Consider the following 16303-nt stretch of genomic DNA (forward strand, 5'->3'; position numbering starts at 1 on the left):
CTTGTTACGCCGGTATGTATTTGTTTATTACTTTACCGCTTTTGTACACATGTGAACTAACCAGTTTCAGGATCTTTTGCGCTTTAAAAATGCTCATGCCGTTGCCTATGGCAACGGGGTTGATGATGAGATAGTATTCGTCTATAAGGTTTAGGTCTACAAGAGAGCTTACAAAATCGGCACCCCCATAAACTATAATATCCTTTCCCTTCTCGTTTTTAATCGCTTGCACTGCGCTGGCCAGGTCGCCGTTTTCCACCTTTAAGTTTCGGCCTGTAATATTGGCTTCTGTTTTGCTGAAAACTATCTTGCGCATATTCACCATCAGTTCGGCCATATGGTGCGCGGGGTTGTCGGCCATATTATCGGCCATGTTTTCCCAGTGATCAACAAAGCGCCTGGTCATTTTACGGCCCAGTAAGAGGGTATCGCTGCTTTCGGCCATTGTAACTACATCCAAAAAACTGTTCTCGTCCTTTTCGCTCGGGAACCACATCCAATCGGTATCGCCATTTTGCCTGCCTACAAAACCGTCCGCGGTCATTTGTATCTGTAATTTTAATTTTCTCATGAAAGTTTAGCGTAATACTTGGTGCTATTTTATATAACAAATGTAGGCGGGCGGCTTAAGCTATTGCAGGTGCGAACGCGACAAATTAAGGGCGTTTAAGCGGGGCATAAGCACGTATATATCCGGAAAGCGCACCTATCAGCGGCTTTTATGTACACAAATCAGCCGCTGCTATCCTTTTTTCTCCCTAAACCGGCTGAAGAAAACGATAGCCAACAGGCAAAGCACGCATCCGCAGATACCATTCAGGCGCAGGCCGTAGTCGTTTCCCGGGTCTTTACCGTACACGGTGAGGAAGGCAAATAGCGCGATACCCAGCGTTTGGCCAAGCTTTACAAACAGATATTTTACAGCGAAGAACATTCCTTCCCGGTTTTCGCCGGTACGCTTGGCGTCGTTCTGGGCAATTTCGGCAAGGATGGCATTAGGTAAAATACCCAGCGAGGCCAAAGGGAAGGATGCGCTTAACACCAGTATGTAGATCTGTACTTTGGGGTCTACCGGTACTTTTCCCAGGAAAAATATCGCCACAAAAATTAAGCTTAATAAGGCGAAGGAGAATAGTACGATGGGCTTTTTGCCAACTTTTTTAGAGAGGTAATTCACCAGTGGATAAAATACCAGCGAGGTTATCACCATGGATCCCATCAGTACGCCGCCCATAGATTCGGGCAGGTTTAGCAATACCGTGATGAAAAACAACAAGCCGCTGGAGATAATGCTCAGCGCCATGTAATATGAAAAATCGGAAATGAGGTAATACTTAAAATTCCTGTTTTCAAAGGTTTTGCGGATGGCCGACAGTAGCGGCAAATGCGTAGGCTTACTGTTAGAGTATCTTTTCTCTTTAATGGACAGTACCGGCACCAGCATTACCAGCCCCGAGAAGATGGCAAGCCCCCAAATGGTGTATTGCACGGCGGTATCGCGATCTGTAATATGGAGAAACCCTTCTACCCCATCCGCAAAGTTATTCACCAATGCCGACAGGATGATACCGATAACAAAGCCGACTTGTTGCAGCGAAGACAGTTTTACCCGTTCGGCTCCCGTGTTGGTAAGCTCGGGCAATAAGGCGTTATAAGGGATGATGTACGCAGTAGCACCCATAAAGAAAAAGATGAGCGTTGCGGTAAGCCACCAGGCGTTATGAACGCTTACGCCCTTTATCCAGGGATAAAAAGTGAGTGCGCAAAATACAACAGCCGGCAAAATGGCCCATTTCATATATGGGATGCGACGGCCCTTTTTATTGTTGCTTTTGTCGCTCAGCGAAGCAATAAAGGGATCGAAAAAGGCATCAACCAGCCTGCCCGATGCGGTGATGAGTGATAGGATATTAAATATGCCGAAGACCAACAATTGCGGTATAAGCGGCCTTAAGCCTGCGTTATTGGGTGGCAGGTAAAAGTAGGGCAACATTACAATAATAATATTGGTCATGGTGCTCCAGCCTATCATTCCGCAGGCATAAGCTATTTGTTTAGAAAGAGGCAGTTTCGCGGGCAGCATACCCCGCAATATGCAAATAATAAGCGAAATTAAAAACGCGTTGGCACCACCCAAATCCACACCTTTATTTACTTCGTTTGTATTTACAAAGGCATAATTGCGATATTTGATAACCCTACTAAACCATAGCGCATGTCCGAAAGTAAATTTGATATTTTATTTTATTCCGGCACACAGCCCATGTGGGTGTTTGATGTAGACTCTCTAAGGATAATTGAGGTGAACAGCGCTGCCATAAAACGTTACGGGTTTACCAAAAAAGAGTTTTTAAGTAAAACCATTATGGACCTGCGGCTGCCGGAAGATATCCCGCTGGTAATTAAAGTGCTGCCCGATATACGGGGTACCAAAACCCGGTACAGGGAGTTTAAGCACATTGCCAAAAACGGCCGGATTCTGAATGTGGAGATCATGTCGCATCCTTTTATTTATAAAGACTTGAACGCGCGGCTGGTGGTTGCCCAAAACATTGACGAAAAAAAGGAGATACTGGGGCGGCTGGATTTTACCGAGCATAAACTGGAGCAAATTTTAGAAGAAACCAAAGTTGGCTTCTTCCAGCTGGATTACCAATCGCATATAATTTATTGGAACCAGGCATCCGAAAGGCTGATAGGCTATAAACGCGAGTACGTTAAAGGGCGCAATTTATGGGATGTTTTTCCCGAACTGAAGGGTTCTGATTTTTATCACCATTACGAGTGGGCGTTGCAAAAACTGGAGGGCGTGCAGTTTACCGAATACTTTTGGCCGGTGCAAAAGTGGTTCAGTATTGACATATATCCGGTGGCTGATGGTATTATTGTAACCATAAACGATGTTACCAGCAAGCAGAGGATGGAAGAGCGGCTGCTCGAGAAAATTGAGCAGATGTCGGAAGTGTCGTTTTTAAATTCCCATTATATCCGCAAACCCATTGCAAGCTTGCTGGGCTTAACCAGCCTGTTCAACGATGGGCTTTTAGCACCCGATGAAATAGGAGACACGCTACAGCTTATCAGGGACTGTGCTATCGAACTGGATGATATCGTTAAAAGGGTAAACACCAAGGCGAATTATACAAGCGAGCTAACCGATCCGGAATACGAGATGGGCGATTTTTCTTTGAACGGGCTTTTAAAAGAAGTAGCTGCCAACCTGCCGGAGCGGGTATCTCATAAACTCGTTCTAAAAAAGAAAACCGATTTTATTTACTTCGGCAATCGTAAAAGTATCGCGCTCGCAGTAGCCAGCCTGGTAAAAAATGCCATAAAGTTCTCTCCTAAAGCTAACCGGGTTGTTATCGACAGGCAGATCATAGATAACAACCTCGTATTATCGGTAAGGGATTTTGGAGAAGGGATAGATCAGAATCTCATCAACAAGATATTTCTAAGCTTCAGCAAAAAAAGCGTGGCGCGCGAACTGGGGACGGGTTTCCAGAAAATTACAGAGGCGGCCAGTAAGCATAACGGAAGCGTTTGGGTAGAAAGTATGCCGGGTAAGGGTACAACTTTCAGCATGAGGTTCCCGCTCTCCAACATCTCTAATGTTAAGGTCAGGGGCAAACATGCGTCGGTATTTAAAAACCCGGGGATAGAGATAGACTACGATGAGACAGCCGGGTGCATTATTGCCAATTGGCGGGGCTTCCACAGCCTGCACTCGGTAAAAACGGGCTGCATTCAACTGCTGGAAGCCCTTGCTGCTTACAGCTGCAGTAAAATATTAAATGATAATACCAATGTATTAGGCACTTGGGATAACGCGGTAGATTGGGTGGTAAGCGAGTGGTTCCCGCTGGCCGAAGCAGCCGGGTTAAAATATATTGGCTGGGTATACTCGCCAAGCACCTTCAGCCGCCTATCTGCCGACCTTACCATAGAGAAATCAACCGGAGATATCACCCACAAAACTTTTGATAAATTAGAAGAAGCAAGCGACTGGCTTAAAACCATCCAATAGCCTGCCCCTCTTAAAATATTACAGGCCCGAATAATAATCGTAACCGCTCCTGGCCCAATAATCGGGCGGGCGGGTATTGCTAAAGGTGATGCTGCCTATCCGTTTCAAGTTTTTGATGCCATATTTTACCGGAATGATGAGCCTTAACGGTGCGCCATGGTTCATGGGGATGGGCTTGCCGTTCATTTCGTAAGCTAAAATAGTTTGCGGGTGTACGGCGCTTGGCATATCCAGGCCAACCTGGTAGGCTTTATCGGGTGTCATCATGCCCACGTAGGCAAGTTTGGTTTCTTCGGCAAGGCCAAAGTGTTCAATAAAATCTATCATTTTTAGGCCGCCCCAGTATTGGATCTGGTCCCACCCTTCCACGCACTTAAAATCATAAACGATCTCGGTTTTGGGCAGGGCCTTTATCTGGTCTATGGTGAAGGTTAATATTTCGCCGGTATGTTTTATTACCTGCAGCTTCCAGTCTTCAATAACAAAACCACCTTTTACGCCAATATCGCTGTTGTGGCGTACGTTTTTAGCCGCCATAGATTTTGGGTAGGTTCTCACCAAATGGTTGTTGCTAAAAAAATTGCGCATGGCCAGTTCGGTTTGGTTTAAAGCCCGGCGCAGCGGGGCCTTTGCAGATGCGGTTACCCCGGCAACCTCCTTAGGCGCAGTATACAGCCAGCGCCAGCCTTTGTAGGCGGCAACGCCCATTACGCCAAACACGCCGAAGGAAATAAAATTGCGACGGTTTATCTTTTGATCGATAGTCAGCTCTTTTTTGGGTTGTTTTTTATTTTCCATCTTCGGCGGGGGTTGGGGTAATTACCGGTTTAGCCTGTTCGTTCACTATCTCGAAGCCCGAGATAACCGAGCGGAAATTATTCCATCCGGCCAAAATAACCTGTACAATATGGATCAAAAAGAAAAACACATAGCCAATGGTTAATGCAAAATGCAGGATGCGGGCGAGGTGATAGCCCCCACAGAGCCAGGTAATGGTGGCAAACTGCACCGGTTTGTAAATGGCCAGCCCCGTAATTAACGACCCGAACCCCATTACAATAATAGCGGTGTAAGCAATACGCTGTGCCGCGTTATACTTGTTTTGCGGCGGCGCCATTTTGCGGATGTGCAGATCGTGCAGAAGCACCAGCCAGGCCTCTTTAAAAGATTTACGCTGTGGCAGCAACTCACGCCACGAACCCGAGATGATGGTATACAACACATAGATGATGCCGTTGAGCGCAAAGAACCACATAAACAAAAAGTGAAAAGCCATTCCTTCCGAGAGTCGTTTGGAAAAATGGAAATAATCATAGAACCCCTGCGGAAAAAATTTAAAATACGTATGGCCGAACAGCGTAATACTGTACACATCGTTGCTCCAGTAGATAAGCATCCCGCTCCATATCATAATGGTAAGGATGGGGAAGTTTACCCAGTGCGTCCACCGCATCAGCAGCGAATGTTTTTCTTTTATGGCTTTCATTTGTGGGAGTAGGTTATGGTTAAAATTAATTGCTGGCGCTAACCGTTGGGAATGCCGCCCGCGATGCTGCCAGGATCTCGCCGTTCTGTACGTTCTGCACAAAAGCGATCACCTCGTAGTTCTGTGCGGTAAAATTCTTTGGCAAGCTAATACTCGTCTCACCGTTTTTATCACCATTTAGCGCGATATTTTGAATCTTGGTAACGATCTGCACGTGCGATAAGGTGCGCCCGCCATTCTCGCCGGCCTTTACCACGGTGGTAGCGTTCTTTTCCACCAATGCCAAAACAAGGGCGGTATTTTCACCGGCACCATCGGCCTTGTATTTAATGGTAGCTTGATTGCTGCCTGCCTTCAATCCGTCTAAAGTTAATGCTGTTTTACCCGCTTTGCCTATCCCCGCTGTAATGGCATTGCGTAAGGTGCCTTCCTGCGAGCCTACGAATTCCTTACGCCCGTTTACAACAACCTGCGGCGTGTAAACGGAACTTAAGTTAAGCCAGTTGGCATAAGTGTTTTGCCTGCGCGAATAATCGGCACTGCTAAAAACATCCTTCCAGCCCAGGCGGTTCCAGTAATCTACATGATAGGCTAAAATGTACACTGGTTTGCCCGCGCTTTCTTTCTCAATTTTGGCAACTACCGCGTCTGCCGACGGGCAGCTGCTGCAACCTTCGGAAGTAAAAAGTTCCACCACCGCGAAGCCTTTGCCCTCAAAAGTTGCTTTGGACAATTTGGCAACGGGCTTTTTGTTGCTAAACGCTGCCGAAACAATTACTGCGGAGCACAGTAACACGGCACATATTAAGGTTTTTATATTTCTCATGACTATCTTTTTTCTGGCTTAGTAGCTATTAAAACAATATCCTTACAAATAATTATACATTTATAAATGCCGGTTATTGTACCTAAATTGATGTACGTAAACGATGCCGCCTTAATTGTAAAATAAAATATAAATCTCGCTGTAAGGTTTTACATATCCTAACGACAAACCGAATGTTTACAAGACAGATGAAATGATAATACCTCCCACAGATCATCAGCTTGAACCTAAGAATTGGGTAAAAGCTTATGCCGACTATTTGTACATGTACGCCATAACCCGCATTAATGACGAGGAACAGGCGCAGGACCTGGTGCAGGAAACCTTTTTGGCCGGCCTGCAGGCCATGGGCCGTTTTGCCGGCAAAAGCAGCGAGCGTACATGGCTAACGGCTATCCTGAAAAACAAAATTATTGATGTGTACCGGAAACGGTCCTCCGGCTTAAAAACGCAGGAACTTACTAACGCGGAAGGCGAGGTAACCAATTTTTTTGACGAGGCCGACGGGCACTGGAACAAACAGAACGCCCCGCAGCATTTCGGGCTGGACGATTACGACCCCCTGCAGGGCAAGGAGTTTAACCACATCCTGAAAAAATGCATGGAGAAACTGCCTGCCCTGTGGTTAGCGGTATTTACCATGAAGCACCTGGACGATGAACCTACCGATACCGTATGCGCCGACCTGAAGATAAGCGCGTCAAACTATTGGGTAATTATTCACAGGGCTAAACTTAACCTGAGGGCTTGCCTTCAAAAAACTTGGATGTAAAATGGGCGAGCTAAAAAGAATTATATACAACTGCCAACAGGCCACCTTCCTGATTGATAAACGGATGGAGGGCAAGATAACTTTCCGCGAACGGATAGAGTTGCGCATCCATCTTATACAATGTGATGTATGCAAACTTTATATCAAACAAAGCGAAAAAATAAACGAGATGATCAAGAGCTTATTAAAAACACCTACGGGCTTGGAGATCCTCCTTGATGATACGTTTAAAGACGAACTGCAGGTAAAAATAGATACCCAATTAAATAAAAATTAAAATAGTTGTAAGGGTTGTTTAAACCCGCCGACAAAGCGGGAAAGTAAATTAAACAAACCATGAAAACTCAGAACAAGTCAGTTTTAGCAACTATTGTATTAACCGGCGTAATTGCCCTGTACAGCTTTACCGTAAACGCGGGCACCATTAAATTATCAACCCCGCATTCAACCGCTGCCCAAAGCGATACCACCAAAATGAAGAAGGAAAAGATGAAGATGGAGAAAAAGAAAATGGCCATGATGAAGAAGTCTGAAAAAATGAAGATGGACAAGATGAAGAAAGATGAAAAAATGAAGATGGACAAGATGAAGGACACCACTTCGAAAATGTAATGACAAAAAGAAAAAGGCAATAAATAATTGGGAGGTTGTTTTTGTTTTGGGAGAAGGGGGTGCATAGCCCCCTCTTTTTTATTTAACCATATCAAAAAAAGTATAATGAAGAATTCTACATTAACAGTATTCGGGGCGTTAATAGGCCTCTTTTTGTCGGTACAGGCTATGGCGCAAACCGGGCTAAAAACGGGCGCCACGGCACCGGCATTTACAGCTACAGATAACACGGGCAAAAAGGTTGACCTGAAAACCCTGCTGAAAACAAACAAGGCGGTTGTGCTATTTTTTTACCGCGGGCAATGGTGCCCGTACTGCAATAAACAAATGAAGCACATTCAGGATTCGTTACAAATGTTAAGCGGCAAAGGCGCTTACGTTATAGGCGTAACACCGGAGACGGATGAGAACATCAAAACAACCGTGGCCAAAACCAAGGCATCTTACTCTATTGTACAGGATAAGGGCTACACCATCATGAACAGTTACGGTGTAAAATATGTAATGGACGAGGCCACCGTTACTAAATACAAAGGCTATGGGCTTGATATGAGCAAAGCAAACGGCAACGCCGAAAATGTATTGCCTGTGCCGGCAACCTATGTGATAGGGAGCAACGGTAAGATCCTGTTCGCGCATTTTGATAAGGACTACAGCAAGCGCGCTTCAGTTAAAGATATTTTGGCCGTACTCTAATTTTAATATTTCCCTTAAGTAAACAACTATTTTACTAATTTGCTCAAAGTTAACCCCGGTTGGCTTTGAGCTTTTTTATTTATCGAACCATGAAAAAACTATTTACCATACTGCTTTTTATTTACGCGGGCAGCGCCCTGGCACAGGAGAAAACTCGGCAAACCAATAAGGTCGCTATTTTGGGCGAGGTGGAGAAGGAATCTGTGATCACGATGGACTCGCTGAAGCAATACAAAATTGCAGAGATAGGGGATGTAAACGTTACCGACCATACCGGCGCCTTTAAGCATAAAGACGATCAATTGAAAGGCATTTTATTGAAAGATGTGCTCTCGCATACCAAATTTAAAACCACCAGTCCAAAACTGCTGAGCCGCTTTTACTTTGTTTGCACAGGGATAGACGGCTACAAAGTAGTTTACTCCTGGAACGAACTGTATAACACCATGGTGGGCGACCACGTGTACATTATTATGGAAAAGAACGGCATCACCGCCAATAAGATGCCCGAAAGCATACAAATGACCTCCGCTGCCGATATAAAAACCGGTCGCCGGTATTTGCATAATTTGGATAAGATAGTTGTGGAGCAGGTGAAGTAGAAAGGTTAGTTATTCCATCGCGGCATTATAAGTTGGCTTTTGAAGGGACGTATGACAAAGAGCGTGGAGCCATCCTGAGCTTGTTGAAGGGTGTGCGGCCGGCCTATTCGCGATGGTTCGACAGGCTCACCATGACACGCGATATGCTTACCCATGTACCCCAGGGGTTGAAAACCCGAGGTAGCGGTGATAGTATAAAATTTGTCATTGCTGTAAGGAGCCATAGCGACGCGGCAGGCTCAGCATATCCGCGTGTTCTATGAGGTTGCCGCGCTTCGCTTACAGCAATGACAAGGTGGCGATTATTATCCCACCTCCAGCTCATCCCCACTCACCCTATCCAACTCCTGCGGGTTGTGGCTCACAATTAGCGCCGTTGCGCCTATTTCTTTAAAAAGCACCTGCAGGTCTGCTATTAAATCACCTTTCATCTTTACATCCAGCGCCGAAAAGGGTTCATCCATCAGCAATAGTTTTGGTTTAATAGCAAGGGCGCGTAAAATGGCCAGTCGCTGCTGCTGCCCGCCGCTGAGGTATTCAGGCTTATGATCGGTAAAGGTTTCCAGTTTGCCGATGGTTAGCAGGCGATTGATCCAGGCAGTGTTCTTAGTTGCGTATTCCAAATGCTGCTGCACCGTCATGTTGGGAAACAGCGCGTAATCCTGGAAAACAAATCCCGGCATCCGCTGCTGGGGCGAAAGGTTGATCTTTTGCGAGGCATCGAACCAGGTAATTCCATCAACCACTATGCGCCCAGCATCGGGGGTTATCAGCCCCGCTATCATTTTAAGCAGTGTGGTTTTACCAACGCCAGATGGCCCGGTGATCCTGGTGATGCTTCCTGTAGCGAAGTCTTTTTTCACCCGCAGCACGTCTACGCCTTTATAGGCCTTTAGCTTTTTTTCTATATCGATGCTAATCATTCCAAAGAGCTTTTTACCTGGTATTTATTGTAAACGAATACGCTGATAACCAATATAAAAGTAATGGCGAACAGGATGAGCGAATAGTTATTGGCGGCCGCGTAATCCATCTGTTCCACCGAATCATAAACGGCGATGGAAGCCACCCTGGTTACGCCGGGGATGTTGCCGCCTATCATCAGCACCACACCAAACTCCCCCAAAGTATGCGCAAAGGTGAGTACAATGGCAGTAAGCAGCGAGGGCTTAATATTGGGCAGCAATACCTGCCTTAAGGTTTGCCATTGGGTTTTACCCAACGTATAGGAGGCCTGCGAAAGCGAAGCAGGCAATTGCTGAAAAGCCGATTTTACGGGGCTGATCATAAAAGGCATACTGTAAATTACTGATGCCAGCACCAGCCCCTCAAAACTAAAAACAAACTGAAGGTTAAAATTATCGTGTAGCCATTTACCAACTCCATGTTGCGGACTAAAAGCCAGCAGCAAATAAAACCCCAAAACGGATGGCGGCAGCACCAGCGGCATGGTGATGATAGCTTCGATAATGATCTTCACCAGCGATCGTTTTTTGGAGAGCCACCAGGCCAGCGGCAGCCCAAAAGTAAGCAGTAGCAAGGTAGTGATGCCTGCCAGCTTCAGCGTAAGCCATATCGGGGTAAGATCCATTTATTGCTGCTTAGTTTAAGTGGTAGCCATAACGGGTAAATATTTTTTTTGCCGCCGGGCTCAGAATATATTTGTAAAACTTTTCGGCATCGGCTTTTGGTTTGGGCTGTTTTATAAGCACCATGCCCTGCTCAATAGGGCTGTAAGTTTTCGGGTCGATGATCTTATAATACAGTTGGGTTTTGTTAGCCGCGTCTTTCACTAAAGATAAGGTAGTGAACCCCGCCTGCACCACCCCGGTGGTAATGTATGTGTTCACCTGGGTAATGCTCTCGCCCAGTACAATTTTGGGCTGCATCCGCTCATAAATGCCGGCCTTTGTTAGCGCTTCCTGCGCGGCTTTGCCATAAGGGGCTATAGCCGGGTTGCCAATAGCGATTTTTTGCACGGACCCGCCCGGTAAAAGCTTTGGCCAGTTGCTAAGATCCAATTTTTCGGTACTGCAAATGATGAGGGTTCCCGATGCATAAACCACCGGTTTGTTAGTCGCGAAGCCACTTTTAAAAAGCTCATCGGGGAAGTTAACATCGGCAGAAAGGAAAACATCAAAAGGCGCGCCGTTCTTTATCTGTGTGGTTAGTCCGCCCGATGGGCCGGAGATAGCGTCAACGCTGATCCCCGTTTTTGCCTTAAAATCCTTCAGCAGTGCCTTCATTACGGGTTGCAGGTTAGCCGCTATGGCAACCTTTATGTTTTGTGCCTTTAGAGAGAGAGGGCTTATAACTATTAGCCACAAAGCAGCAAACAGCAATTTTTTACAACCCCTCCGAATATTAATATAGCTCCTCATTTTCATAACGGTAATAAACAAACCCCGGCAAACAAATTACGTATATACATTAGCCAACGCAAATATAAACTGTTAAATATCTTGATATAAATGCATTACATTTGTGTTGCTTGTACACCAATATAAACACCTTCCACCTGTGAATACTTAATCTGCCTATGAATAATTATGCACTATAAATAATCCGTCAATATCTCAACTATCTCTTTTCTCTCTCATATCTCACAACATGAAAAAAGTAATTATCCTGTTTGTAGCGCTTGTTACCGGCGCTTGCACCCTTCGCGCGCAAGCGCCTAAATTCATCTCAACAAATGGCAAAGAAGTTATTGGCGTAGATGGTAAGCCTTTCCTCATTAAGGGCACCAATCTGGGTAACTGGCTGGTGCCCGAGGGATATATGTTTAAGTTTAAAGCCGTTAACTCACAAAGGCTCATTAACCAGGCCTTTACCGAGCTGATTGGTCCCGAAGAAACCAGGCTGTTCTGGAAGAAGTTCCAGGATACGTATATAACCCAGGCAGATATCAAATTCATCAAAGCATCGGGCGCAAATTCTATTCGCATTCCGTTTAATTATAAATTGTTTACCACCGAAAGCTATATGGGAATGAATAACCCTAACCGTGGTTTCGAACTGCTGGATAGGGTGATCCGCTGGTGCAGGCAGGAGAATTTATATGTAATGCTGGATATGCACTGCGCGCCCGGCGGCCAAACGGGCGACAATATCGACGATGGCGACGGTTACCCGTTCCTGTTCACCAGCGTAGCAAATCGTAAGCAAACCGCCGACATCTGGAAACGCATTGCCGCCCATTATAAAAACGAAAGCATCATTTTAGGGTACGATCTGCTGAACGAGCCCATTGCCCATTATTTTAAGGTAGATGAAATAAACCCGCACCTGGAGCCAACCTACAAGGAAATTACGGCTGCCGTACGCTCGGTAGATAAAAACCACATTGTGTTTATTGGCGGGGCGCAGTGGGATAGCAACTTTAAGATCTTCGGTAAACCGTTCGACAGTAAGGCGGTTTACACTTTTCATAAATATTGGACGGACGCCACTAAACAGGTGGTACAGGAATACATCGATTTCCGCGATAAATACAACGTACCCATTTACGTTGGCGAAACAGGCGAGAACACCGACCAATGGGTGCATGATTTCCGTATCGTATGCGAGCAAAACAATATTGGTTGGCATTACTGGCCTTATAAAAAGCTGGATAGCTCACGCGGTTTTATGAGCTTTAACATACCTGATGGCTACCAGGAAGTAATTGATTACACCGAAAAACCACGCGCCAGTTTTGATGACATCCGCAAGGCCGCCCCTGCCGACAGGGCAAAAATAAAAGCGGCCCTGTATGCCTTTTTAGAGAACTGCAAGTTTGCCAACAGCATCCCGCAAAAGGGGTATATGGAAGCGCTGGGCCTTAAAGTGCCTGCTAAATAAACGGCATAGTATTACTTTAATAGGTTTGAATTTATAAATCGCTTACATTGCAAAGAGAATTATAAACTGTTGCTGCTGCGCCAAACCCGGCGGGCCTTATTTATTGGATGCTTATGTGTAAACGTTACTATCAGTTTGTGTGCCTTTTTATTGTGCTGGCAGGCATGGCCCTGCCAGCCGGTGCGCAAACCATAGTGCCCGTTGCAGATACCGCCAAACAGCACGTATTTAGGTTTGCCGAGCTGGAATCCCTGCGCGACACCACCAATGCGCTCACCATAACAGATGTAAGCGAGGACCACAGCAGCAAATTTGTAAGTAATACAGTCCCCACGCCCCAGATAAGCGAGGCCGGCGCTACCTTTTGGTACCGCATCCGGCTGGACCAGCGCATCCCTACAGAAAATAACTGGATCCTGGAGTTCTTCGATCAAACCATCGATAGCATAACCGTTTACTCGCCTGCAAAAGGGGGCGCATATACCGCTATGCTGCTGGGCAGCAACCGGCCCTTTACACAAAGGATGTTCGCGCATAAAAACTTTACGCTCAACATCAGCAACGATATTAAGGCCGAAAATTACTACTACTTCAAGCTTCGCTCGCACGAATCGGCCAACGTAATTATCGTATTACGGTCGGTAAACTGGTTCATCAGCTATGCGCTGGACGAATACTTTTACTTCGGCATCTTTTACGGGATGATCCTGGTTTTCGGGCTGTATAACTTTATGATGTTTGTGGCTATGCGGCAGCGGCAGTATTTGTATTACATCGTTTACAACCTCAGCATCGGCCTTTACGAAATGTGTACCGATGGCATCGCCTACCAGTACCTGTGGCAAACCGCCCCGCAATGGAACCATTATGCATACGGCATTGTCTTGTTCCTTGCCAGTACGTTCGCTATGCTGTTCGCCCAAAGTCTGCTCAATTTAAAAGAGAATGCCCCGGGTTTTAACAAGCTCATTAAAGCCGTAATTATCGTCAGGAGCATCTTCTTCGCCCTTTGTTTGCTGGTAGATAAAACCTGGTTTACCTATAAGATCATCGAGATCATCCCGCTATCGGTAGCCTTTATATCGGGCTGTTATGTGCTGTACAAGGGGTATCGGCCGGCTCGGTTCTTTGTTATCGGTTACAGCTTTTTGTTTACCGGGTTTGTTATTAAATCGCTCATCGCGCTTAATATATGGTGGCTGCCGGTAACCGCGCTCAATTTTTACAGCCTCAGTTTTTGTTTTATTATGGAAATGCTGTTCATCACCTTCGCTATAGGCGATAGGGTGCGGATGCTGAAACGGGAAAAGGATACCGCCCAGCAGCGCATGATCAAACAATTGCAGCAAAACGAGGAGCTGAAAGATATGCTGAACAAACGCCTGGAAGTACAAGTGGCCGAGCGTACCAGCGAACTGATAGAAAAATCATCGCTTATTGAACTGCAGAACGAGGAGCTTACCGCCGTAAACCATTTGCTGCAACAGCAAGCCGGGGAAATTTCGCGCATGAATGTGCTGCTGGAGAAGGACAACCTTACCCTGCATAACGATATTGAAAAAGTAACCCATGACAGGGTAATGAGCGCCGAGGTAGATTTTGAAGAGTTCAGCCGCATTTACCCCGACCGCGAAACCTGTTTCAAATTCCTGTCGGACCTGAAATGGGAACACGGCTACGCCTGCAAAAAATGCAGCAACACACACTACGGCAACGGGCATTTGCCCTACAGCCGCCGCTGCTCTAAATGCGGGTACGAAGAATCGGTAATTGCCTACACCATTTTGCAGAACACGCGTATCCCCATCAATAAAGCCTTTTACATGATATTTTTGATGTACAGCACCAAGGGCAAAATATCATCCCATAAACTCTCCGAGATCCTCTCCATTCGCCAAAGCACCTGCTGGGCATATAGCAGCCGCATAAAAAAAGCGATGGAGAGCATGAAAAAAGAGATCAAGAACGCCGGCAGCAAAGGCTGGAGTAAGCTGGTGATAGATACTTCGGAAGAGTAGAGTTCAAATGCCTACTGCCTTGCACTGCAAATCGCTCTCCAGTTCTTCGTTAGGAGCTTGCTGTAAGTTATTTTAAGCCTGTGGTTGTTACTTTCTTTTTTTCCGCTAAAAAGAAAGTAACCAAAGAAAAAACTCTCGGCTGCGCCCTGTTCTATGAAAGGTTTTGCTTTAGCACTAACAGTGGTTGCCGAACAGGACAAGGCCGATTAAAGAAGGGCTTTGAAAGGTTAGTTGGTTCAAGTAAACGCCTTTCTTTTCTTTGAATTTTTAAAAAAAAGAGATAGACGAACAGAGCAATAACCTAAAAACCGGCATCAGTAACGCACGGGTGGCACTAAAACTGCTTTAGTACTAACTTTCACAGGCGTTACGTAGCCGGCAGTTTTCTTTGGTTACTTTCTTTTGCTGCCAAAAGAAAGTAACATCCACAGGCATATATAAATCCACTGCCATTCATAACAAGGCGCAACAGAACATTTTACCCCTACCTGCCAATGCTTTTGCGCTAACTTCACTTTTCTCAAACCCTGCTGACATACTGCTGTCATTAGCCCATAGTTTCTTTGTATCAACAAACAAAAAAACAACGATCATGGAAAACCAACTTATTGAAACCACCAACACCGATGTAGCTGTAATTACTGCCGATGAACTTTTAAAGCACTGGCAGGGGCATCGTAAATTAAGCCGTAAAGTTTTAGATGCATTTCCCGAGAACGATCTTTTTGGATTCTCTATAGGTGGTATGCGCACCTATGCCGGCTTGGCGAAAGAAATGATAGGCCTTGCCAGTGGCGGCATCAATGGCGTAGTGACTGGCGACTGGTCCACCAAACCCGAGCTGGACTATTTTAACCCTACCGCGGATATTAAGTCGAAGGCCGAGCTGCTTGCCGCCTGGGACGAAGTGACCGAACAACTTGATACGCTTTGGTCGCAAATACCGGCAGATCATTTTACCGATACTGTGAAAGCTTTCGGGCAGTTTGACAACACCGTTATTGGCACTATTCTTTATTTTATTGATAACGAGATCCACCACCGTGGCCAGGGCACCGTTTACCTGCGCGCCTTAGGTATTGAGCCACCAGCGTTTTGGGACAGGTGGTAGGTAAGTTGGCGGAGAGATGGATTTTCTAATCCCTCCCTGGGGAGGGGCGCGAGGGACTGTGCGCAAATGCAGGGAGGGGTTTAGCCACCAGGCAAGTAATGCATAGCTTTATAAACCCCTTCCTCCTCCTTCCCCAGGGAAGGAATCGCACTTTCCGCCGCTCCTTATTTTGAATATCTGTATCAACAGCAATGAGTTGAGATCTGTTAACCCCGACGTTCGATATTCATTATTCAACATTGCTGTCTTACCCTAACTACCCTCCAATCTCCGGCCTCTAATCTGTAATCTAATCCGCTTACTTCCCATG

17 protein-coding genes are annotated in these 16303 nt (G+C 45.9%); 9 read left to right on the top strand and 8 right to left on the bottom strand.

Annotation, left to right across the window (positions count from 1 at the left end):
• Positions 1 to 4: 4 nt before the first annotated feature.
• Both EPL05_RS11565 and EPL05_RS11570 read right to left on the bottom strand, forming a co-directional pair.
• Positions 5 to 571 carry a dihydrofolate reductase family protein gene (locus EPL05_RS11565; RefSeq protein WP_128534118.1) on the bottom strand — a complete coding sequence of 189 codons (567 nt, stop codon included), beginning with the start codon at positions 569 to 571 and terminating at the stop codon, positions 5 to 7.
• A gap of 171 nt (positions 572 to 742) precedes the next feature.
• A complete protein-coding gene (locus EPL05_RS11570) occupies positions 743 to 2083 on the bottom strand; it encodes an MFS transporter (protein WP_128534119.1) in 1341 nt (446 codons plus the stop codon).
• A 132-nt stretch (positions 2084 to 2215) separates the two neighbouring features.
• Between EPL05_RS11570 and EPL05_RS11575 the strand changes: the two genes are divergently transcribed.
• Positions 2216 to 4027 carry a PAS domain-containing sensor histidine kinase gene (locus tag EPL05_RS11575; RefSeq protein WP_128534120.1) on the top strand — a complete coding sequence of 604 codons (1812 nt, stop codon included), beginning with the start codon at positions 2216 to 2218 and terminating at the stop codon, positions 4025 to 4027.
• Positions 4028 to 4045: 18 nt separating this feature from the next.
• Here EPL05_RS11575 and EPL05_RS11580 read toward each other — a convergent pair whose 3' ends face one another.
• From EPL05_RS11580 to EPL05_RS11590, 3 genes are read right to left on the bottom strand one after another with little or no spacing between them, the layout of a single operon-like run.
• Positions 4046 to 4825, bottom strand: a complete 780-nt coding sequence (locus tag EPL05_RS11580) for a molybdopterin-dependent oxidoreductase (RefSeq protein WP_128534121.1) — start codon at positions 4823 to 4825, stop codon at positions 4046 to 4048.
• Positions 4815 to 5513, bottom strand: a complete 699-nt coding sequence (locus EPL05_RS11585) for a cytochrome b/b6 domain-containing protein (RefSeq protein ID WP_166727685.1) — start codon at positions 5511 to 5513, stop codon at positions 4815 to 4817. Before EPL05_RS11585 ends, EPL05_RS11580 begins: the two co-directional genes overlap by 11 nt.
• A gap of 25 nt (positions 5514 to 5538) precedes the next feature.
• Entirely contained in the window at positions 5539 to 6339 is an 801-nt protein-coding gene (locus EPL05_RS11590) for a DUF1223 domain-containing protein (RefSeq protein ID WP_128534122.1), read from the bottom strand.
• A gap of 193 nt (positions 6340 to 6532) precedes the next feature.
• On the opposite strand from EPL05_RS11590, the gene EPL05_RS11595 reads away from it, so the two are divergent.
• From EPL05_RS11595 to EPL05_RS11615, 5 genes are all read left to right on the top strand, one after another.
• Complete coding sequence (locus tag EPL05_RS11595; RefSeq protein WP_128534123.1) at positions 6533 to 7111, top strand: sigma-70 family RNA polymerase sigma factor; 579 nt, start codon at positions 6533 to 6535, stop codon at positions 7109 to 7111.
• A gap of 1 nt (position 7112) precedes the next feature.
• The gene (locus EPL05_RS11600) at positions 7113 to 7388 is read left to right on the top strand and encodes a zf-HC2 domain-containing protein (RefSeq protein WP_128534124.1); all 276 of its coding nucleotides are present in this window, start codon (positions 7113 to 7115) and stop codon (positions 7386 to 7388) included.
• Positions 7389 to 7447: 59 nt separating this feature from the next.
• A complete protein-coding gene (locus tag EPL05_RS11605; RefSeq protein WP_128534125.1) occupies positions 7448 to 7723 on the top strand; it encodes a hypothetical protein in 276 nt (91 codons plus the stop codon).
• A gap of 105 nt (positions 7724 to 7828) precedes the next feature.
• Entirely contained in the window at positions 7829 to 8419 is a 591-nt protein-coding gene (locus EPL05_RS11610) for a peroxiredoxin-like family protein (RefSeq protein ID WP_128534126.1), read from the top strand.
• An 89-nt stretch (positions 8420 to 8508) separates the two neighbouring features.
• Positions 8509 to 9021, top strand: a complete 513-nt coding sequence (locus EPL05_RS11615; RefSeq protein WP_128534127.1) for a molybdopterin-binding protein — start codon at positions 8509 to 8511, stop codon at positions 9019 to 9021.
• 305 nt (positions 9022 to 9326) lie between these two features.
• Here the strand turns inward: EPL05_RS11615 and EPL05_RS11620 are convergent, their stop codons facing one another.
• From EPL05_RS11620 to modA, 3 genes are read right to left on the bottom strand one after another with little or no spacing between them, the layout of a single operon-like run.
• The gene (locus EPL05_RS11620) at positions 9327 to 9944 is read right to left on the bottom strand and encodes an ATP-binding cassette domain-containing protein (RefSeq protein WP_128534128.1); all 618 of its coding nucleotides are present in this window, start codon (positions 9942 to 9944) and stop codon (positions 9327 to 9329) included.
• Positions 9941 to 10612 carry a molybdate ABC transporter permease subunit gene (modB, locus tag EPL05_RS11625; RefSeq protein ID WP_128534129.1) on the bottom strand — a complete coding sequence of 224 codons (672 nt, stop codon included), beginning with the start codon at positions 10610 to 10612 and terminating at the stop codon, positions 9941 to 9943. The genes EPL05_RS11620 and modB overlap by 4 nt, the downstream gene beginning before the upstream one ends.
• Positions 10613 to 10622: 10 nt before the next feature.
• Entirely contained in the window at positions 10623 to 11408 is a 786-nt protein-coding gene (modA, locus tag EPL05_RS11630; RefSeq protein ID WP_317127888.1) for a molybdate ABC transporter substrate-binding protein, read from the bottom strand.
• 223 nt (positions 11409 to 11631) lie between these two features.
• Here modA and EPL05_RS11635 point away from each other — a divergent pair, with 223 nt between their 5' ends.
• From EPL05_RS11635 to EPL05_RS11645, 3 genes are all read left to right on the top strand, one after another.
• Positions 11632 to 12864 (top strand): glycoside hydrolase family 5 protein, encoded by a 1233-nt coding sequence (locus EPL05_RS11635; protein WP_128534131.1) that lies wholly within the window; start codon positions 11632 to 11634, stop codon positions 12862 to 12864.
• 113 nt (positions 12865 to 12977) lie between these two features.
• Complete coding sequence (locus EPL05_RS11640; RefSeq protein ID WP_243837278.1) at positions 12978 to 14882, top strand: 7TM diverse intracellular signaling domain-containing protein; 1905 nt, start codon at positions 12978 to 12980, stop codon at positions 14880 to 14882.
• A 592-nt stretch (positions 14883 to 15474) separates the two neighbouring features.
• Complete coding sequence (locus tag EPL05_RS11645; protein ID WP_128534133.1) at positions 15475 to 15993, top strand: DinB family protein; 519 nt, start codon at positions 15475 to 15477, stop codon at positions 15991 to 15993.
• Positions 15994 to 16303 lie beyond the last annotated feature (310 nt).

It is taken from the genome of Mucilaginibacter gilvus (genome assembly GCF_004054195.1).
Lineage (GTDB): Bacteria > Bacteroidota > Bacteroidia > Sphingobacteriales > Sphingobacteriaceae > Mucilaginibacter > Mucilaginibacter gilvus.

Excerpts from the sequence above, each read along its gene's own strand:
- EPL05_RS11585 (WP_166727685.1), bottom strand. The coding sequence starts at position 5,513 with ATGAAAGCCATAAAAGAAAAACATTCGCTGCTGATGCGGTGGACGCAC.
- EPL05_RS11640 (WP_243837278.1), top strand. The coding sequence starts at position 12,978 with ATGTGTAAACGTTACTATCAGTTTGTGTGCCTTTTTATTGTGCTGGCA.
- modA (WP_317127888.1), bottom strand. The coding sequence starts at position 11,408 with ATGAAAATGAGGAGCTATATTAATATTCGGAGGGGTTGTAAAAAATTG.
- EPL05_RS11645 (WP_128534133.1), top strand. The coding sequence starts at position 15,475 with ATGGAAAACCAACTTATTGAAACCACCAACACCGATGTAGCTGTAATT.
- EPL05_RS11575 (WP_128534120.1), top strand. The coding sequence starts at position 2,216 with ATGTCCGAAAGTAAATTTGATATTTTATTTTATTCCGGCACACAGCCC.
- EPL05_RS11620 (WP_128534128.1), bottom strand. The coding sequence starts at position 9,944 with ATGATTAGCATCGATATAGAAAAAAAGCTAAAGGCCTATAAAGGCGTA.
- EPL05_RS11600 (WP_128534124.1), top strand. The coding sequence starts at position 7,113 with ATGGGCGAGCTAAAAAGAATTATATACAACTGCCAACAGGCCACCTTC.
- EPL05_RS11570 (WP_128534119.1), bottom strand. The coding sequence starts at position 2,083 with ATGCTGCCCGCGAAACTGCCTCTTTCTAAACAAATAGCTTATGCCTGC.
- EPL05_RS11565 (WP_128534118.1), bottom strand. The coding sequence starts at position 571 with ATGAGAAAATTAAAATTACAGATACAAATGACCGCGGACGGTTTTGTA.
- EPL05_RS11595 (WP_128534123.1), top strand. The coding sequence starts at position 6,533 with ATGATAATACCTCCCACAGATCATCAGCTTGAACCTAAGAATTGGGTA.
- EPL05_RS11590 (WP_128534122.1), bottom strand. The coding sequence starts at position 6,339 with ATGAGAAATATAAAAACCTTAATATGTGCCGTGTTACTGTGCTCCGCA.
- EPL05_RS11615 (WP_128534127.1), top strand. The coding sequence starts at position 8,509 with ATGAAAAAACTATTTACCATACTGCTTTTTATTTACGCGGGCAGCGCC.
- EPL05_RS11605 (WP_128534125.1), top strand. The coding sequence starts at position 7,448 with ATGAAAACTCAGAACAAGTCAGTTTTAGCAACTATTGTATTAACCGGC.
- modB (WP_128534129.1), bottom strand. The coding sequence starts at position 10,612 with ATGGATCTTACCCCGATATGGCTTACGCTGAAGCTGGCAGGCATCACT.
- EPL05_RS11635 (WP_128534131.1), top strand. The coding sequence starts at position 11,632 with ATGAAAAAAGTAATTATCCTGTTTGTAGCGCTTGTTACCGGCGCTTGC.
- EPL05_RS11580 (WP_128534121.1), bottom strand. The coding sequence starts at position 4,825 with ATGGAAAATAAAAAACAACCCAAAAAAGAGCTGACTATCGATCAAAAG.
- EPL05_RS11610 (WP_128534126.1), top strand. The coding sequence starts at position 7,829 with ATGAAGAATTCTACATTAACAGTATTCGGGGCGTTAATAGGCCTCTTT.